The organism is Pseudodesulfovibrio sp. 7M6 (genome assembly GCF_050058625.1).
In the GTDB taxonomy this organism is placed as follows: Bacteria; Desulfobacterota; Desulfovibrionia; order Desulfovibrionales; family Desulfovibrionaceae; genus Pseudodesulfovibrio; species Pseudodesulfovibrio salinus.
The window spans coordinates 486297-502776 of the sequence record NZ_CP188816.1 but is presented as its reverse complement, the minus strand read 5'-3'; the positions used below and the strand labels follow the sequence as shown (position 1 = coordinate 502776).

The window sequence follows — 16480 nt, the reverse complement described above, 5'->3', positions numbered from 1 at the left end:
GCGCTCCGGGGCCGGCCTTTGCTCCGCACGTGACCTGCGGTTCATTTTTGACTTTTGATTGCAATCCGTTGTATTCCCTTTTGACGCGTTCGTCGCGTCACCGCTCAGCAATATCCCAAGGAGGAACGGGCATGTCCCAGGATGTATTCAACCAGGCTCTGGCCATCGGTCGTCCGCCGAACGTGGTCAATAATTTTCCCAATTCCAAGGCTCTCATCGTCAGCGGCAAGGTCATTGACCGGGCCATGATCGCCAAGGGCGGCTGCATGACCATTGCAGCCAACGGCCGCAACATTTTCGTTATCGAGGGCGCCCTGCGGGCTGCCCAGCGCGCCAATGCCGCCATCATCATCGAAATTGCCCGCAGCGAGTCCACCTACTGCCCCACCACCCTGTGGAACGTGGCGCGCCGTGTGGACTACCTGATGAACAAGCTCGGCATCACCGTGCCCGTGGCCGTTCATGCCGACCACTACTTCATGAAGAAGTGGGATGACGTGCCCGTTGCCAAGGCCGATATCCCGACGGTTTTCGATTCCGGCGTCACCTCCATTGCCATCGATGCATCGCACATGACCGATGACCTGAACCTGCTCGCCAACCTCGCTGTGTCGCCCTCCATCCCGTCCTGGGCCGGTTATGAGACCGAAATAGGCGAGATCAAGGGAGAGTTCGGCCTTTCCTCTCCGGTGGAGGCAAAGTTCCTCTGCCAGGGCCTCAACGCCCACGGCCTGTGCGCAGACTGGATTGCCCTGAACAATGGCACCACCCACGGCATCGAGGCTTCCGGCGAGGGCATCCAGGTTGACCTGACCGCCCAGATTCACGAGGCACTGGCCACCTACGGCACCTCCGGCGCCCAGCACGGCACTTCCGGCAATGACTCCCAGCGTCTCAAGGAGATCGCAGCCAGGACGCGCACCACCAAGGCCAACGTAGCTACGGCCCTCCAGATGATTTCCTGGGGCGTGCGGGTCAATGATTTCGGCAACGCCATCATGACCGATGACGGCAAGTTCGACAAAGTCCCGGGCGAAGGCCTGGACGACGCCCTGTGGACCGAGATGGTCGAATACGCCGATGCAAACGGCATTACCGGCGGCAACTACAAGAAGCTCAACCTGCCCTTCGAGCGCCGCTGGCTGGGCCAGGATGCCGCTGTTCGCGAACGCATGGCCGGTGCCGTTGAGGACTTCGTCCATCACCTGCTGGTCAACGTGTTCAACGCGGCGGACACAGCTCCCATCGCCATGGACATCATCTGCAAGGCTGGCTCCTACGATCTCGGCCCCAAGGTCGAAAAGTTCGAGGACGCCGCCGAATGGACCGAGGAAAAGATCAAGGCCCGCGCCGCCGCCATGGATACGGACAAGGGCCCCCACGGCAACTTCGACGACTAATCCAGCCACGCCAAACACGGCGTCCCATTCCAGACATAAAACCCGGCTCCTGCGCATCAAAGCACAGGGGCCGGGTTTTTATCTCCCCACCGCGCGAAGCGCACCAAAAGGTTTAGGAAGAAAGAGGGGATGGGGTTTCCTTCTCCCCTTCCCCCGACTTTGCCCCAGCTATGCCTTGCGCGCCTCCACGGTCATGCCGGGCTTCAGATCGTAGTGCTTTCCGAATATTTCCACGGGAACGGCCCGGTCGCCCTTGTGGTAGGCGGTCATGTTCACCCTGCCCGGCTCGATAGCCAGATCGAACCATATCTTCTGCCAGGTGAAGCTGAACTTCAGCTCACCCCAGTGGGCGGGCAAATCCGGGTCCACCCGAATGGGATCGGAGGAGAGATTCAGCCCGGCGAAGTCCTGCTTCACCACTTCGAGCGTTCCGGCCATGACGCCGGAATGGATGCCCTCGATGGTGGTCCCACCCTGGGTGTCCTCAATATCGCTCCGCATGGCCTCCATGAACCAATCCCATGATATTTCACTGGAGTAGATGTACCGTGAAATAACCGCATGCACCACCTTGGAAAGAGTGGAGCCGTGGCTGGTACGCTGCTCGTAGAAGTCGTAGTTGTCCTTGAGCAGCTTGATCGGGTCATCCACATGATGCCCCAGCTGGTTGAGGATGCGGGCCACTTCCTCCGGCTCAAGGACATACCAGGTCATGAGCGTATCCGCCTGCTTGGCTACCTTGTAGTTGTCCGGGGAATCGTTTTCGGCCTTGAGGATGCGGTCCATACGACCAATGGAATAGAACCGCTTGCGGTACCCATCCCAGTCCAGTTCCTTGAGTCCCATATAGCCGTCGAACTGGCTGATGATGTCGCCGTCCAGAATGACGTTAAGCCTGGTCAGCATGTCACGCCACTTGGAAGTCTCGGCATCGGTCAGGCCGATCCGGCGACTCACCCGCCTGCGAATCTCCGCCGGGAGTTCATCCAGCACCGCCAGCGCCTTTTCCAACAGCCAGACGACCATGATGTTGGTGTAGGCGTTGTCCCGCACGCCGGGCGTATTTGATCCGGGCAGGGCCTCATGGAACTCGTCGGGCCCCATGACGCCGTCAATGTGATACTTTTCCGAGTTATCGTCGTAGACCGCGATGCTGCCCCAGAACCGGGCGATGTCGAGCATCATCTCCGCGCCATAGTCGCGCAGAAACGTGGTGTCGCCAGTCCAGGAGACGTAGCGCCAGACATTGACGAACACGGCGATGGAGACATGCCGCTGGCGGCGCGACAAATCCTCGTCCCACTTCTTGGACTCCGGATTGTAGTGCACCTCCTGGGTTTCCTCAGTGCCGTCGTCCGCAGTCTGCCAGGGGAACATGGCCCCGGCGTATCCGTTTTCCTCCGCATATCGCCGGGCCGCGTCCAGCCGGTTGTAGCGATACATAAGCAGCGCGCGGGAGATATCCGGGAAATTGGAATCGTAGAACGGCAGAATGTACAGCTCATCCCAGAAGATATGGCCGCGATAGGCCTCGCCATGGAGTCCGCGGGCGGGCATTCCCGCGTCCCGATGCGAGTTGTGCGGCCCCGCCGTAACCAGCAGGTGGTAGGTATGCAGCCGCAGCACGCGCTGCACGAACCGGTCGCCGGTGACACGCATGTCCGCCTTTTGCCAGAGCTTTTTCCAACTCTTGGCATGGGGGCCGAACACGCCCTGGAAGGTACGCACCCCCTTCAGGGCATCCAGGCACATTTCCTTCAGGTCACCGGGCGTGCTGTCCAGAGATGTACGCACGCAGACGAACTTTTCCAGGGAATACCGATTGTTCTCCACGACGGAGAACTGCATTTCCTCGGAGACCTTGGCCTTGTCCCGGAGCGTCGTCTTTCGGACATCCACCGGCTTGCCGTCGTCCAGCAACACGGTCTTGGCGGCCATGACGATCTGATAACGGGAGTGGGTCGTCTCCACATGCAGGAAAATCCCATCCCCGCCCTTGCCCCCGGCCACCCGGGCAAGGTGGTGGGTATTCAGCTTGGAGTATCGGGCCACGCCATTGTTCTCCACATTGCCGTCGATGGACGAACGCAGCGTGATGCGGCCCGCATAGTTGAGGGGGGTGAAGTCGAACTTGAGCGCGCACAGATGCGCGTCGGCCATGGAGGCCAGCCTCCGGGAGGATATGCGGGTGATGCGGCCCACCTTGTCCTTGACGACCAGATGGCGCTCCATGCACCCCTCACGCATGTTCAGGCTATGGCAATAGCTCAATATCTCCATGGAGAGTGGGCTGGTGAAATCCCCGGCCCCGACCTTGAACTCCACGGGCAGCCAGTTGGGGCAGTTGACCAGATCGTTGTTCCAGATATCCCGCCCCTGCACCTTGCTCGGCGTCTTGTTGAACACGCCCGAGATGTAGGTTCCGGGATAAAAATAGTAGGACGAGCACTCGCATTCATAGGCCCCGCGGGTGCCAAGATAGCCGTTGCCCACGCAGGTCAGGGTTTCGCGCAGTTTCTCATCGCCGGGGTCGAACCCGTTATAGGTCAGGAACCAGTCGTCCGTAGCCATGCCGGATTCGAACCAGTCTTCCAGTTCCTCCACGGTGATTTCACCAAGGTCGGCCACCACCCTGTCTGCGCCAAAGCGCATAAGCATCTCGCCGCCCACATTGCGGGCCACGCCCAGCGTCATGCCGAAGTTACCCGCCCGACCGGCCTGGACGCCGGATATGGCATCCTCCACCACCACGCACTCGCCGGGATTGCACCCCAGCTCGCGGGCGGCCTCCACAAAGATATCGGGATCGGGCTTGCCCTTCAAATCCAGATCGGCAGCCACAACGCCATCCACCAGGGAATCAAAGGTCTCCTCCAGCCCGGCCAGTTGCAGCACCAGTTTGCAGTTCCGGCTGGAGGTGGCCACGCCGACCGCCACGCCGCGGTCCTTGAGCGCCTGGACCAGGGCCACCGAGGAGGCAAAGACCTCCGGCCCCTCGGCACGCAGGATTTCCTGATAAAGCTGGTTCTTGCGGTTACCCACCGCGCAGATGGTGGTCAGGCCCGGTGGATCGTCGGGATCACCGGCCGGCAACTGGATGTTGCGGGATTTCAGAAAGCTCAGGACACCCTCAAAACGGGGCTTGCCGTCCACGTAATTCTGGTAGTCGCTGGTCCGGTCGAATGGCGAGAAAGGAACACTCAGTTCGTCTGCCCGATTCTTCAGGAATTCATTAAACGCGGTTTCCCACGCCTGGGCATGGACGCTCGCGGTCCGGGTGATGACACCGTCCAGGTCGAAGACGACGCCTTTGAGGGTTATGGCGGACACGGTACCTCCTTGGCTTGAATTGCAAATCCGATCAGCTGGTGCCGAGAATGGCGACCAGCATATCCGGCTCGGGCACTATCAGGGCATTGGGAACAACGCCTTTCACCCGTCTGCTCAGTTCTTCCTTCTGTGTGACGTAGATGGCCCGCGTGTCCGGGGACATCTCCATTGCGGCCTCAAGCATGGGGACATCGCTGCCGGTATCGCCGCACACCAGGTGGGCGCCCCGGAACATCCCCAAGTCGAGTTCCTCGTTCAAAAAACGCACGCCGTCGCCCTTGTCGAAATCCTTGAGTCCGTCCTCGGCGGTCTCAATGGTCAGGATGATCTCCACGTCCAGCCCGGTATCTTCGATACGGAAGGTGTGGCCGTCCGGGTCCGCTTTGGCCACGATGCCCTTCAGCAAATCGAGAAAGGCCATGGACTCGGCCTCGGGCACGGATTTGCCGATATCCTGGCGGGCCACGGTGGACTGACCGAACTTGAACTGCAAACCCGACCCGATGAGCGAGAATTTCTCGTATTCTGGCCTGGCCACCAGCCGGGTCAGCCGGGTGTTGAGCGCGTCAAGCGCCTCCTGCTTTTCCGCCGGGATGGGCAGGCGGCGCACCCGCCCTTCCAGGTCCAGACACTCGCGGCCTTTTGACGCGGCATAGTAGAACGCGCCTTCCGGGGCCACACTGATCCGGATCAACCCATCCAGCGGAGCCGAGGTCAGGATGACCGGCCGGGTCACCCTGCTACGGGCGAAACGGGTCAGATATACGGCGTTGTACACGGACTGAATGGAGGTCAGATACCGGGCGCAGTAATTGTTGATGGTCCCGTCCCGGTCCGTGATCACGCAGCCCAGGTCCACTCCGGCCAGCAGGTCCCTCCCTTCGGCCACACGCGTGTCAAATCCCGGATGGAGATCGCACAGAAAATCCCAGAAGGCGGACTCGCCTTCCTCAAGGAAAAGCAGATCCTTGCGTGTCTCATTGATTTCATAATCCATGTCCAGCTCAATGGTCCGCTCCCCATCCAGGGAGAGCACTCTGCGCTCCCCCTGAACAGGTACGGCTTCCAGGCACTCCAAGGCATTGCGAAGCGACTGGATGATCTCCCCGGCCGGAGCATGACCATCCAGAACATTAGCCACAGCCTCCCGGCGGACAAGACGGGTCTCATCCATGAGTGCGTAGAAGTCCTTGAGTGTTTTCAGCTTACGGCACGGTATCTGCGACATGTTTTCTCCCGCCTAGTAGGTCACCTGAACAGTGTAGTTGATGAGGAACGGCTTGCCGTCCGGCGTGGGCGGCACGGTTACGTCGAACTGGAGGTTGGCGGCATCGGGCCGGGTATGTTCCCGGTCCGCATTGAGCACCTGCCACTCGCCCCGGTAGCTATCCACCAGACTGAGCGGCTGCGCCATGGGCCGTCCATTGGTCACGGCCAGCGTCCAGCCGATGCGGTAGGACTGCTTGCCCAGCTTGGTGAACTCGGTCTGGGTCCGCTTCACGCTTACGTCAAAGGAGGTGCCCATGGGCAGTACCACTTCGCGCCCGACGCCGATATGCGGCATGGCGGTTTCGCCCAAAAGCAACAGACTGCCGTCGCGGGTGGGACGAAATGCGCGAACCTGTCCCGCGGGCAGCGGCACCCCGAGTCCCTTGTCCTTGATGTTGGCCATATGCAGCGAGAGCTGAACCGCCTGCTCCACCGGCCGCGTGAGCTGCTGCAAGGTATTGCCGTAGCGGCTCTCAAGCGCTTCCGACACGTCAACCTTGGGCGAGGAAAGCAGATTGATCTGGCGGGTGACTCCGGCTGCCAGGCTGGTACGGCCCGGCACGTTGTAGACATGGTACTGCGAAAAGGATTCGGGCTGCCCCATGTTTTTGTCCCCCATGGCCGACATCTCCAACATGACGGTCTTGCGCATCATTGGCGCGGCAGGCTGGCGGACCTCACCTGCCACCAGCTTGAGGGACGCGCTCGTGAGGTCGAACTCCGAGGTATTGGAAACAACGGCCCATCCCTCAAGCGACGCGGTCTTGTCTGCGGAATCCAATATTACAATATAGTTGGCGCGCCAGGTGAGCCCACCCATGAGGTAGCGCAATTGTATGGTCCGTTTGGCGGCGACGGCGTTGTCCGTGCTCAGAGCCAGCGTGGGTTCGACCTCCACGCCCTCAGGCAGTTGCGGCAGCAGATATGCCAGGGCATCACCCAGATATATCTCGTTGCCCACCTTGAACACGGGCTTGTCCACATTGGAGAGAAGCACTGCCTTGCGCAGAATCCGGCCATCCGTACTGGCAGGATCGGGAAGAATGACGGAAAGTTCCTTGCCGACGTAACGATTCAGCAGCGAACGGGCGGTGATGTCCGACCGGCTGTATTCCAGCCCGGTGACGGCCATACCTTCGGCCTCGGCGCTGACCGAAGTCGGGTCCAGGGTGTCCGGGATATTCTTGAAAACCACCCGCGCCGGTCCCTTGGGCAGGGACACGGTGCGTGATTCGCTGACCAGTGCCCGGCCGGAATTGTAAACGGCAACGGAAGCGCCCTCGACGCCATCGGCCGCGCAGGGACGGACGGGCAGTAGAGCCAACAGGAACAAGGCAACGGTAACAACTTGCAATATGGAACGTTTCATCCATCCTCCGGATATCAAATCAGTGTGAAAGAGTTCAATGTGGGGTGTATCCATACTTTCAATGTACAATGGGGTCGGGCGTTTTGCAAAAAAAATGCAGAGATTATCACCTACCGTAACAGGATTGCGAAACACTCCCGCGAAACATGGCTATCACCGGACAAAATCGCCAGCACGTTTCCCTCGCAAATACACAGGAAACCTGCTACGCAAAACGCATATGCGAATTCTCATCATAGATGACTGCAAAACCACCATCCTGCACATCAGCAGGCTCCTCGAAAGCGCAGGGTACCGCGAGGTCTACTCAAGCTCAACTTTCGAAGAGGGCTTTCGCATTCTTTGTGATCTGCAAAAGGCTGGCCTGCCTATAGACCTGATACTCATGGATGTCAGCCTGCCCGGCACCGACGGTATTGCAGGCACCCTGACCATCAAAGGCCACCGGGACTTCGAGAACCTGCCGGTCATCATGGTCACCGGCCGAGACGACGAGGCAACCTTTGACCGCGCTTTTGCCGCCGGGGTTTCCGATTTCATCCTCAAGCCGGTAAACCGTGTCGAGTTGCGGGCACGCATACGGTCCGCCCTGCAATTACGGCGGGAGATGCTGAAGAGCCGGGAACGCGAGCGGGAACTTGAACGGTTGGCCCACAAGCTGGAACGCATGTCCAACCAGGACGGGCTGACCAACCTGGCCAACCGACGCTGTTTCGATGACACACTTCTCAAGGAGTGGGTCCGCAATGGCCGGGAAGACAAGCCCATTGGCCTGCTCATGATCGACATAGACCACTTCAAGCACTACAACGACACCCTCGGCCACGTGGATGGCGATGCCTGCCTCTGCACGGTGGCCCAGGTCATTCAGGGGGCGGTCCACCGGCCCGGCGATCTTGTCGCCCGATACGGCGGCGAGGAGTTCGTGGTCATCCTGCCGAACACGGACTACCAGGGAGCCTACGCCGTGGCAGCCAATATCCATGCAAGCCTCGCAAAGACAGGCATCAATCACCCGAACTCCAGCGTCTGCGGCACGGTAACCGTCTCCATCGGGGTTGCCGCAGGCATCCCAACCTGCCAGAGCGCGCCGGAACAGCTGGTCCAGACAGCTGACAAGGCGCTGTATCGGGCCAAGCAGGCAGGACGGAACCGGACCGAAGTCATTCCACTGGCCGGACCGGACGAAATCCGCCAGTAATCCCTCTCCGATCAACGAGACACTTTCAGGGCCAAGATTCTGCGCCCGACTCATGGCCTCCATTGCAAGAAATGGGAGCCGATCCATTTGCATACAAAAAAGACAGGCACGGCCGCGCGCTCCGGGATGTTTGCGCGCCGACCGTGCCGGACAGGGAAAAGCGAACGGGTGGGCGATCCCGTGGGGGTGGGATCCCGTCCGCCGGAACAGTAGTTTTACTATCGAAGAAAATGAATGCTCAGAAAAGCGCCGCAATGAGGACAGACCTTGACAGGGGAGGGATCTTCCTCGTCCTTGTTGATGACGGCTTCCCAGGGAATAAAACCATCCAGGGTGTACTGAACCATCAGCCGATGACCGCACTTGCAAAACCGTTCCTGCATGACTCTCTCCTTATCAGCGAATTGACGCGTTAACTTTTGTTACGAGCAATGTGAGCAAAAAGTAAACGTCATTCAAAATTATGTCAACTAATAATTTACATTTCCCGTTTACTCAACTTATATTGATTTTTAACTATCCGAAATAACAATATAAAAATTGGTATTCAACCGAACAACTCACATCGACTCTACCACACTAACAAACAACTTTTCGAAACATCGGCTTTCAAACCAGAAAAAAGGGAACGGCTCCGCGCCGCATATAATATAGAGGTATTGTATCCGCTCCTCGCAGTAAGGCTTCAATCATCCGACACAGCCATGAGAAAAAACGGCACGCTGAATCCTCACGCAAAAAATAGCTTGTCCGCTGAAAATTTTTCAGGTAAGAACTCCTTCCCCGGTCGGGACTACAGACCAAATACGGCGTTCCCGTTACAAATTTCGTCGTATGAGGCCCCGCAGTCTCCGAACCGTGCCTATATCGTATATGAAGTACGAGGGTTGACATGCGCCATTCTTGCGCGTAGACACCCCTCTCTCAGCTTGCTTTTTAAGGAGCACCTAAAATGAAGACATACAGCCCGAAGCCGGAAGACGCGAACCGCGAGTGGTTCATCGTAGACGCCACGGACAAGATCCTGGGTCGCCTGGCTACCGAGATCACCAATCGCCTGCGCGGCAAGCATAAGCCCGAGTTCACTCCTCATATGGACATGGGCGATTTCGTCATCGTCATCAACGCCGACAAGATCAAGGTCACCGGCCAGAAGCTTGATCGGAAAATGTACTACAAGCACACCAACCATCCCGGCGGGCTCAAGGAAAAGACCCTGCGCGAGATGTTGGCCCTCAAGCCCGAGAACGTGATCACCGCCGCTGTCAAGGGCATGCTGCCCAAGAACCGGCTGGCCGCCCTGCAGCTCAAGAAGCTCAAGGTCTACGCTGGAAGCGAGCACCCGCATGCGGCCCAGGCTCCCACAACTCTGGATATTTAATCGGGGATTATCATGAGCGATTTCACCTACGCCACCGGCAAACGTAAGAACGCCATCTCCCGTACCCGCATTTACGCTGGGACCGGGCAGATCACTGTCAACGGCCGTCCTTTCGAGGACTACTTCCCGCGCAAGACCCTGCAGATGGTCGTGCAGCAGCCCCTGAAGCTGGTTCGGATGCTCGACAAGTTCGACATCAAATGCACCTGCTCCGGCGGCGGCGTTTCCGGACAGGCCGAGGCCGTCCGTCACGGCATCTCCCGCGCCCTGTGCGAGATCGATCCCGAACTCCGCTCCATTCTGAAGCCCGCCGGTCTCCTGACCCGCGATGCTCGTAAGAAAGAGCGTAAAAAGTACGGTCTGCGCGGCGCCCGCGCCTCCTTCCAGTACTCCAAGCGGTAAGCCGCGAGCTGGATCGAAAGATCATTCAAGGCCGGAGCCCTTCAGGGCCCCGGCCTTTTTGCCTTGCACCGTCAAGACCGGAAAGATACGGACACCCTCTGCGCACCATTTCGGCAACCATTTCCATTCACTCCTTGCCCAAACGAGATCATTTCCCGTATAGATTTGCCATGTCATCCAAAAAGAAGCCTCAGCCTCACATGCTTTTCGCCGATAAGAACGGCGAGATATTCGACCACCCCGATCTTCTTCTCATGTGCCGACGCGGTGATGAGTTCGGCCTGCCACGACCGGACGAGATCATACCTCTGCCCGAGGAATCCGAGTTCTTCATGCTGCCGGGGCGCCATGCCATGGGCTACGACCCGTCCACCGGACAGGCTGACGTCATGGAAGAGCTGGCCGTGGCCGCCTTTGCCTGCCCCGGCAATACCGTGACCGGCATCGCAGCCTATGAGTCGGATGACGATGCGCCGGTTCTGCCGCTGCTCTCCTACGCGGCAATAGGCTATGCCGAAGGCCGGTTCTGGGTTTGCGCGAAGCAGGTGGACGAGGACAAGCGCCAGGTATTCAAGCACATCCCGCCCGACCGTATCGAGGCCGGAGCGCACCAGCTCATCAATGAACTTTCCGGCAACCGACTGGTAAGCCACCTGGCCGGATGCGCCCTGACCAACGGCTGCCCTGCGGCCAAGAACCTGGCTCTCGGCCGGTTCGAATGTCCGCTGCCCACGGCCCGCACCTGCAATGCCCGCTGTGTGGGCTGCATCTCCGAGCAGCCGGAAGATTCCGGCTTCCCTTCTCCGCAATGCCGCATAGCCTTCACCCCCACGGCGGACGAGATCGTACAGATCATGCGCCGCCACGAGTCACGTGAGCGCCGTCCCATCTTTTCCTTCGGGCAAGGATGCGAGGGCGAACCGCTCACCGAGGCCGAGCTTATTTGCGAAGCCGTGCGCTCCTACCGGGCGGACGGCGGTACCGGAACCGTCAACGTCAACACCAACGGCTCGCGGCATCAGGTCATCCCCGCCCTGCGGGTGGCCGGGGTGAACTCCATTCGCGTCAGCCTGAATTCCGCGCGCAAGGGGCCTTACGAAGCCTATTACCGGCCTCATGGATACGGCTTCGAAGACGTTCGCGAGACCATTGCCAAGGCGCACGAGGTTGGTCTGTTCATTTCCCTGAACCTGCTCTATTTCCCCGGCGTCACCGACACCGAGGAGGAATTCGACGCCCTGGTGGAGCTGGGCGAGTCCTGCCGCTACGACTTCATCCAGCTGCGCAACCTCAACCTGGACCCGGAGCTTTACCTGAAGCTCATGGCCCCCTTCGGCCATTCCCCCTGCATGGGATTCGTCAATTTCAAGAAACGCCTCAAAAAGGCGCTACCCTGGATCAACTACGGATACTTCAACCCCTACCTCGGGTAGGACAACTCAATCGGGCTTCGCCCGGTTCCGGAGCATTACCGAAACATGCTGTCCTTTCTCGGCAACGTCATCTGGTTTCTTTTCGGCGGGGTATTCCTCGCCCTCGGCTGGTTTTTCGCAGGCTGCATCATGGCCATTTCCATCGTGGGATTGCCCTGGGCGCGCTCGGCCTTCGTCATAGCAGGCTTTGCCCTGACGCCTTTCGGCCGGACGCTGATCCGTCGCGACCTCCTCACCGGACAGCCGGATATCGGCACCTCGGGCTGGGGATTCCTGGGCAACCTCATCTGGTTCGTCATCGCCGGCTGGTGGCTGTGCATCGGGCACATTATGTCCGCTCTGGCCTGCTTCGTGACCATCATCGGCATCCCCTGGGGGTGGCAGCACCTCAAGCTGGCGGCCATCACGCTGGCCCCGGTGGGCATGGCCGTGGTCCCGATCGATCACGCCGAACAAATGTACCGCCGCTAGCATCAAAACATGTGCAATGAGACGCTTTCCCTTGCCACAGTTCCAAAAGCTACTTACATAAAGGACAAAAGGCAGGGCCTATAGCCCCCTTTATTTCGCAAATTATCCTTACGGAGGAATATGATGAATCAGTACCAAAGCATGCAGCAGACCGGCGCACGGGCCGAATTGCTCAACGCCTTCATGCGCGGCGTTTATGGCTGGATGGGTGCCGGGCTCGGCCTCACGGCCGTCGTCGCCTTTGCCACCCTGAATGTCCCGGCCCTGTTCAACCTGGCCTTTGTCTACAACCCCCAGGCAGGCACCATTGCGCCTACCATGCTTCCGATGGTCGCCCTGTTCGTCGGCTTCGGCATGGTCTTCTTCCTGAGCTTCAAAATTTCGACCATGAACCCGTCCACAGCCACCGGGCTGTTCCTGGCGTTCAGCGCCTTGAACGGCTTTTCGCTGGCCCCGATCCTCATGGCCTACACCACGGCCTCGGTGGTCTCCACCTTCATAACCACGGCCGGCATGTTCGGCGCCATGTCCCTCTACGGCATGATCACCAAAAAGGATCTGACCGGCTGGGGCAGCCTGCTCTTCATGGGCCTCATCGGCATCATCATCGCCATGGTGGTCAATATGTTCCTGCAGAGCCCGGGCATGGATTTCGCCATCTCCGTCATCGGCGTCATCATCTTCCTGGGCCTGACCGCCTATGACACGCAGAAACTGAAGACCATGGGCGAGATGGTTCCCCAGGGCAATCAGGCAGCGGCCCGTCGCGGTGCCATTCTCGGCGCGCTGACCCTGTACCTCGACTTCTACAACCTCTTCCTCATGATGCTCCGATTCATGGGCGACCGCAGATAGCTGACCAACGGGGAGGCGCTTGCCTCCCCGTTTTTTTTATTATGTCGGATCGAGTTTCCTCGCTTCAGGATTCCTTCTCCTGGCTCCTTACCCCTATCTCCTGGTGCTATGCAGGCATCATGCGCTTTCGCGCCATGATGTATCGCAACCGGTTGCTTCCCGTCTGGGAGCCCGAAGTCCTGACCGTCTCTGTCGGCAACATCGGCTGGGGCGGTTCCGGCAAGACCCCCCTTGCAGGCTGGCTGCTGGAATGGGCCATCGCCAAGGGGCTTGAACCCATGCTGCTCACTCGCGGCTACAAGGCCAAGCCCGTGGTCTACCCCTATCTGGTCAAAAAAGGCGCGCTGCCCGAGGAAGCCGGGGACGAACCGCTCATGCTGGCCCGGGCCTATCCCGAAGCCCGCATCATCGTGGACCCGGTCCGCAGGCGCAGCGGCCGTCTCGGCATTCGCCGCTACAATCCCGGCCTCATCGTTCTGGACGACGGATTCCAGCACATGGCCGTGCACCGGCACGTCAACCTCGTGCTTCTCCGGCCCGAGGACCTGACCGAACAATGGGACCGCGTCATCCCCCGAGGCTCCTGGCGCGAGCCCAAGAAAGCGCTGGAACGGGCCGACGCCTTCCTCATAAAGACCGGCCCCAAGGGCTTCGAGCAGCTCCGTCCGCACATAGACAAATTGCTCGTCCGTTTCCGCAAGCCGGTATTCAGCTTTCAGGTGGTGCCCGTTGGCGTGGCCAACGTACTGACCGGCGAATCCCGCGAGAATTTCACGGAAGGCCGCTACATTTTGGTTTCCGGCACAGGCGACCCGCGTGCCATCATGCAGTCCGCCCGGCACCTGACGGGCTCGACACCGGCCAAGCACCTCATATATCCGGACCATCACGCCTACGCCAAGTCGGATGTGCTGGACATGCAGGCCACGGCCAAACGGCTGGAATGTGAATTTATTTTGTGTACGCCCAAGGACGCCGTAAAGCTCGGACCAATGTGCACGCCCGAGTTCTGGCAGTTCGAATTGCGTATGGCCTTCGGGCCGTCCACCATCGGCGCGAAGACACCCTTCAATATTTGGTGGAAAGGACGCTACGAGTCCGAATATCTCCGCCGGGTAGCCCCCGGCAAACGAAAGGAATCAAATGGCTAAAAAGAAAAAAGCGCAATCACGTCCCTCTCAGCCGCCCCTCTCGGCGGCCGCGCTGTTCCAGCTCTTCAAACAAGTCAAGCGCCCGCTCTCCCGGGCAGAAATCATTCGTCAGCTCAAGCTGAAAAAGAACGACAAACGCGAGGTCAAAGGCCTTCTCACCCAACTCGTCGAACAAGGGAAACTCGTCCGCATCCGGCGGGGCTACGGCCTGGCCGAAGCCATGCACTGCATCACCGGTCGGCTGGAGATCCAGCGCGGCGGGTTCGGCTTTGTCATCCCGGAAGACTCGCGGCGCAAGGACATCTTCATCAACCGGCGCGACCTGGGCGATGCATGGCACGGCGACACGGTTGTCGCGGCCATCATCAAGGAGAACAAGGGCGACCGGAACAACGAGGGCCGCATTGTTCAGGTTGTGGAACGTGGCCGCAAGACCCTGCCGGTCAAGGCCGTCAAACGTACGAACAACGGGGAGTGGCTCAGCCGCCCCACCGACCCGCGTCTCGGCTTTGCCGTAGCCTGCACCTTGAAGGACGAATCCCTCAAGGTGCGTCCCGGCGACATCGCCTTGTGTGTTCCCGGCAACCGGGTCGATCCCGCCCTGTGGGAGGGAGAAATTACCGAGGTTCTGGGACTCGAAAGCGACATCGGCGTACAGGAAGCGTTGGTCAAATCCGACCGCAACCTGCGCCTGCGCTTCCCGTCCGGCTCCATGAATCAGGCCGACGCCCTGCCACCGGAACCTTCCGAGGCGGACATGAAGAACCGACGCGACCTGCGCGCCAAGTCCTTTGTGACCATCGACGGGGCCACGGCCAAGGACTTTGACGACGCCGTGCTGGTGGAACCGCGCAAGGGCGGCTACCGCCTCTGGGTGGCCATTGCGGATGTGGCCCACTATGTGCCCGAGGGTTCGCCCCTGGACCGGGAGGCCTTTGAGCGCGGCAACTCCTACTATTTCCCCCGCTCCGTTGTGCCCATGTTCCCGGAAAAGCTGTCCAACGGCCTCTGCTCCCTGAACCCGGACGTCAACCGGCTGGTTATGGTGGCGCGCATGGACATGGACGAACGGGGCATCCCGGTCGCGTCCGAATTCTTCCCCGCCGTCATCCGCAGCCACGCCCGGCTGACCTACGGCCAGATCAAACGCGCCGTGCTGGAAAAGCAACCGGAAGAACGGGCTAAGATCGAGCACGTTCTGCCCATGCTGGAACTGGCCGAGGAACTGGCGCGCAAGATCAACAAGCTCCGCTCCCAGCGCGGCAGCCTGGACTTTGATCTGCCGGAGCCGGAAATCTTCTTCGACGACCATGGCGAGACCTCGGACATCCGGCCCAAGGAACGCCACTTCGGGCACCAGCTCATTGAGGAGTTCATGGTCTCGGCCAACGAGGCCGTGGCCCGGTTCCTCATCGAAAAAGGGCTGCCGTGTCTGTTCCGCATCCACCCGGCCGCGGACGAGGACAAGCTCAAGAATCTGTTCCGCCTGCTCTCCCTGACCGACAAGTCCATCAAGATGCCCAAGGAAATCACGCCCAAGGCATTGCAGGCACTGGTGGCCTCGCAAAAGGGCACGGACAAGGAATACGTTGTCAGCAGGTTACTGCTCCGTTCCATGAAGCAAGCCAAGTATTCCCCGGACAACGAAGGCCACTTCGGCCTCGCATCGCCCGAGTACTGCCATTTCACCTCCCCCATCCGCCGCTATGCGGACCTGGTGGTGCACCGGCTGCTCAAGGCGGCGCTGGCCGGAGAGGGCGAACGCCCTGTCCCCGGTCGCAAGCGGCTGCTCAACATTGCCGACCACCTCTCGTCCCGCGAACGGATCGCCATGGAAGCAGAGCGCGAGATACTCAAACGCGTCTCGGTCCTCTTCATGCGCGACAAGGTCGGCGGCACCTTTGGCGCGGTCATTTCCCATATCACCGACTACGGATTTTATGTCGAACTGCGCGAGGTCATGGCCGAAGGCATGGTCCGGCTCTCATCCATGGATGACGACTACTACACATACTGGTCCCAGCGCGAAATGCTCGTCGGCGAACGCACCGGCCGCGCCTTCAAGCTTGGGCAGGCCGTGGAGGTCGTGCTGGAACAAGCCAGTCTCGACCGGCTGGAGTTGCAGTTCGTGCTCAAGTCGGCAGCGGCGTCGGCCATGGATTACAAAGATCTTGTTTAGCCTGAAGCTACTCCGAAAAGCCCGAACAGACACTTTATG

At 59.8% G+C, this 16480-nt stretch carries 13 protein-coding genes; 9 read left to right on the top strand and 4 right to left on the bottom strand.

What is annotated here, in order from left to right; all coding sequences use genetic code 11:
- Window positions 1-131: 131 nt before the first annotated feature.
- Complete coding sequence (locus ACI0FG_RS02270) at window positions 132-1400, top strand: class II fructose-bisphosphate aldolase (protein WP_419786935.1); 1269 nt, start codon at window positions 132-134, stop codon at window positions 1398-1400.
- 168 nt (window positions 1401-1568) lie between these two features.
- On the opposite strand, the gene ACI0FG_RS02265 is transcribed toward ACI0FG_RS02270, so the two are convergent.
- From ACI0FG_RS02265 to ACI0FG_RS02255, 3 genes are read right to left on the bottom strand one after another with little or no spacing between them, the layout of a single operon-like run.
- A complete protein-coding gene (locus ACI0FG_RS02265) occupies window positions 1569-4730 on the bottom strand; it encodes a beta-phosphoglucomutase family hydrolase (RefSeq protein WP_419786934.1) in 3162 nt (1053 codons plus the stop codon).
- A gap of 31 nt (window positions 4731-4761) precedes the next feature.
- Window positions 4762-5958 carry a trehalose 6-phosphate synthase gene (locus ACI0FG_RS02260; protein ID WP_419786933.1) on the bottom strand — a complete coding sequence of 399 codons (1197 nt, stop codon included), beginning with the start codon at window positions 5956-5958 and terminating at the stop codon, window positions 4762-4764.
- A 12-nt stretch (window positions 5959-5970) separates the two neighbouring features.
- Window positions 5971-7368 carry a DUF4139 domain-containing protein gene (locus ACI0FG_RS02255; protein WP_419786932.1) on the bottom strand — a complete coding sequence of 466 codons (1398 nt, stop codon included), beginning with the start codon at window positions 7366-7368 and terminating at the stop codon, window positions 5971-5973.
- Window positions 7369-7588: 220 nt separating this feature from the next.
- On the opposite strand from ACI0FG_RS02255, the gene ACI0FG_RS02250 reads away from it, so the two are divergent.
- The gene (locus ACI0FG_RS02250; protein ID WP_419786931.1) at window positions 7589-8569 is read left to right on the top strand and encodes a diguanylate cyclase; all 981 of its coding nucleotides are present in this window, start codon (window positions 7589-7591) and stop codon (window positions 8567-8569) included.
- 218 nt (window positions 8570-8787) lie between these two features.
- On the opposite strand, the gene ACI0FG_RS02245 is transcribed toward ACI0FG_RS02250, so the two are convergent.
- A complete protein-coding gene (locus ACI0FG_RS02245; RefSeq protein WP_419786930.1) occupies window positions 8788-8952 on the bottom strand; it encodes a hypothetical protein in 165 nt (54 codons plus the stop codon).
- 569 nt (window positions 8953-9521) lie between these two features.
- Between ACI0FG_RS02245 and rplM the strand changes: the two genes are divergently transcribed.
- The 7 genes from rplM to rnr all read left to right on the top strand — a co-directional run bounded on the left by rplM (window position 9522) and on the right by rnr (window position 16441).
- Window positions 9522-9950, top strand: a complete 429-nt coding sequence (gene rplM, locus ACI0FG_RS02240; RefSeq protein ID WP_419786929.1) for a 50S ribosomal protein L13 — start codon at window positions 9522-9524, stop codon at window positions 9948-9950.
- 12 nt (window positions 9951-9962) lie between these two features.
- A complete protein-coding gene (gene rpsI, locus ACI0FG_RS02235; RefSeq protein WP_419786928.1) occupies window positions 9963-10352 on the top strand; it encodes a 30S ribosomal protein S9 in 390 nt (129 codons plus the stop codon).
- Between the two features lie 170 nt (window positions 10353-10522).
- Window positions 10523-11785, top strand: a complete 1263-nt coding sequence (locus tag ACI0FG_RS02230) for a radical SAM protein (RefSeq protein WP_419786927.1) — start codon at window positions 10523-10525, stop codon at window positions 11783-11785.
- Window positions 11786-11830: 45 nt separating this feature from the next.
- Window positions 11831-12256, top strand: coding sequence for a YccF domain-containing protein (locus ACI0FG_RS02225; RefSeq protein WP_419786926.1), 426 nt, complete (start codon window positions 11831-11833; stop codon window positions 12254-12256).
- 123 nt (window positions 12257-12379) lie between these two features.
- A complete protein-coding gene (locus ACI0FG_RS02220; RefSeq protein WP_419786925.1) occupies window positions 12380-13111 on the top strand; it encodes a Bax inhibitor-1/YccA family protein in 732 nt (243 codons plus the stop codon).
- 41 nt (window positions 13112-13152) lie between these two features.
- Complete coding sequence (gene lpxK, locus ACI0FG_RS02215; RefSeq protein ID WP_419786924.1) at window positions 13153-14262, top strand: tetraacyldisaccharide 4'-kinase; 1110 nt, start codon at window positions 13153-13155, stop codon at window positions 14260-14262.
- Window positions 14255-16441 (top strand): ribonuclease R, encoded by a 2187-nt coding sequence (gene rnr / locus ACI0FG_RS02210; protein ID WP_419786923.1) that lies wholly within the window; start codon window positions 14255-14257, stop codon window positions 16439-16441. Before lpxK ends, rnr begins: the two co-directional genes overlap by 8 nt.
- Window positions 16442-16480 lie beyond the last annotated feature (39 nt).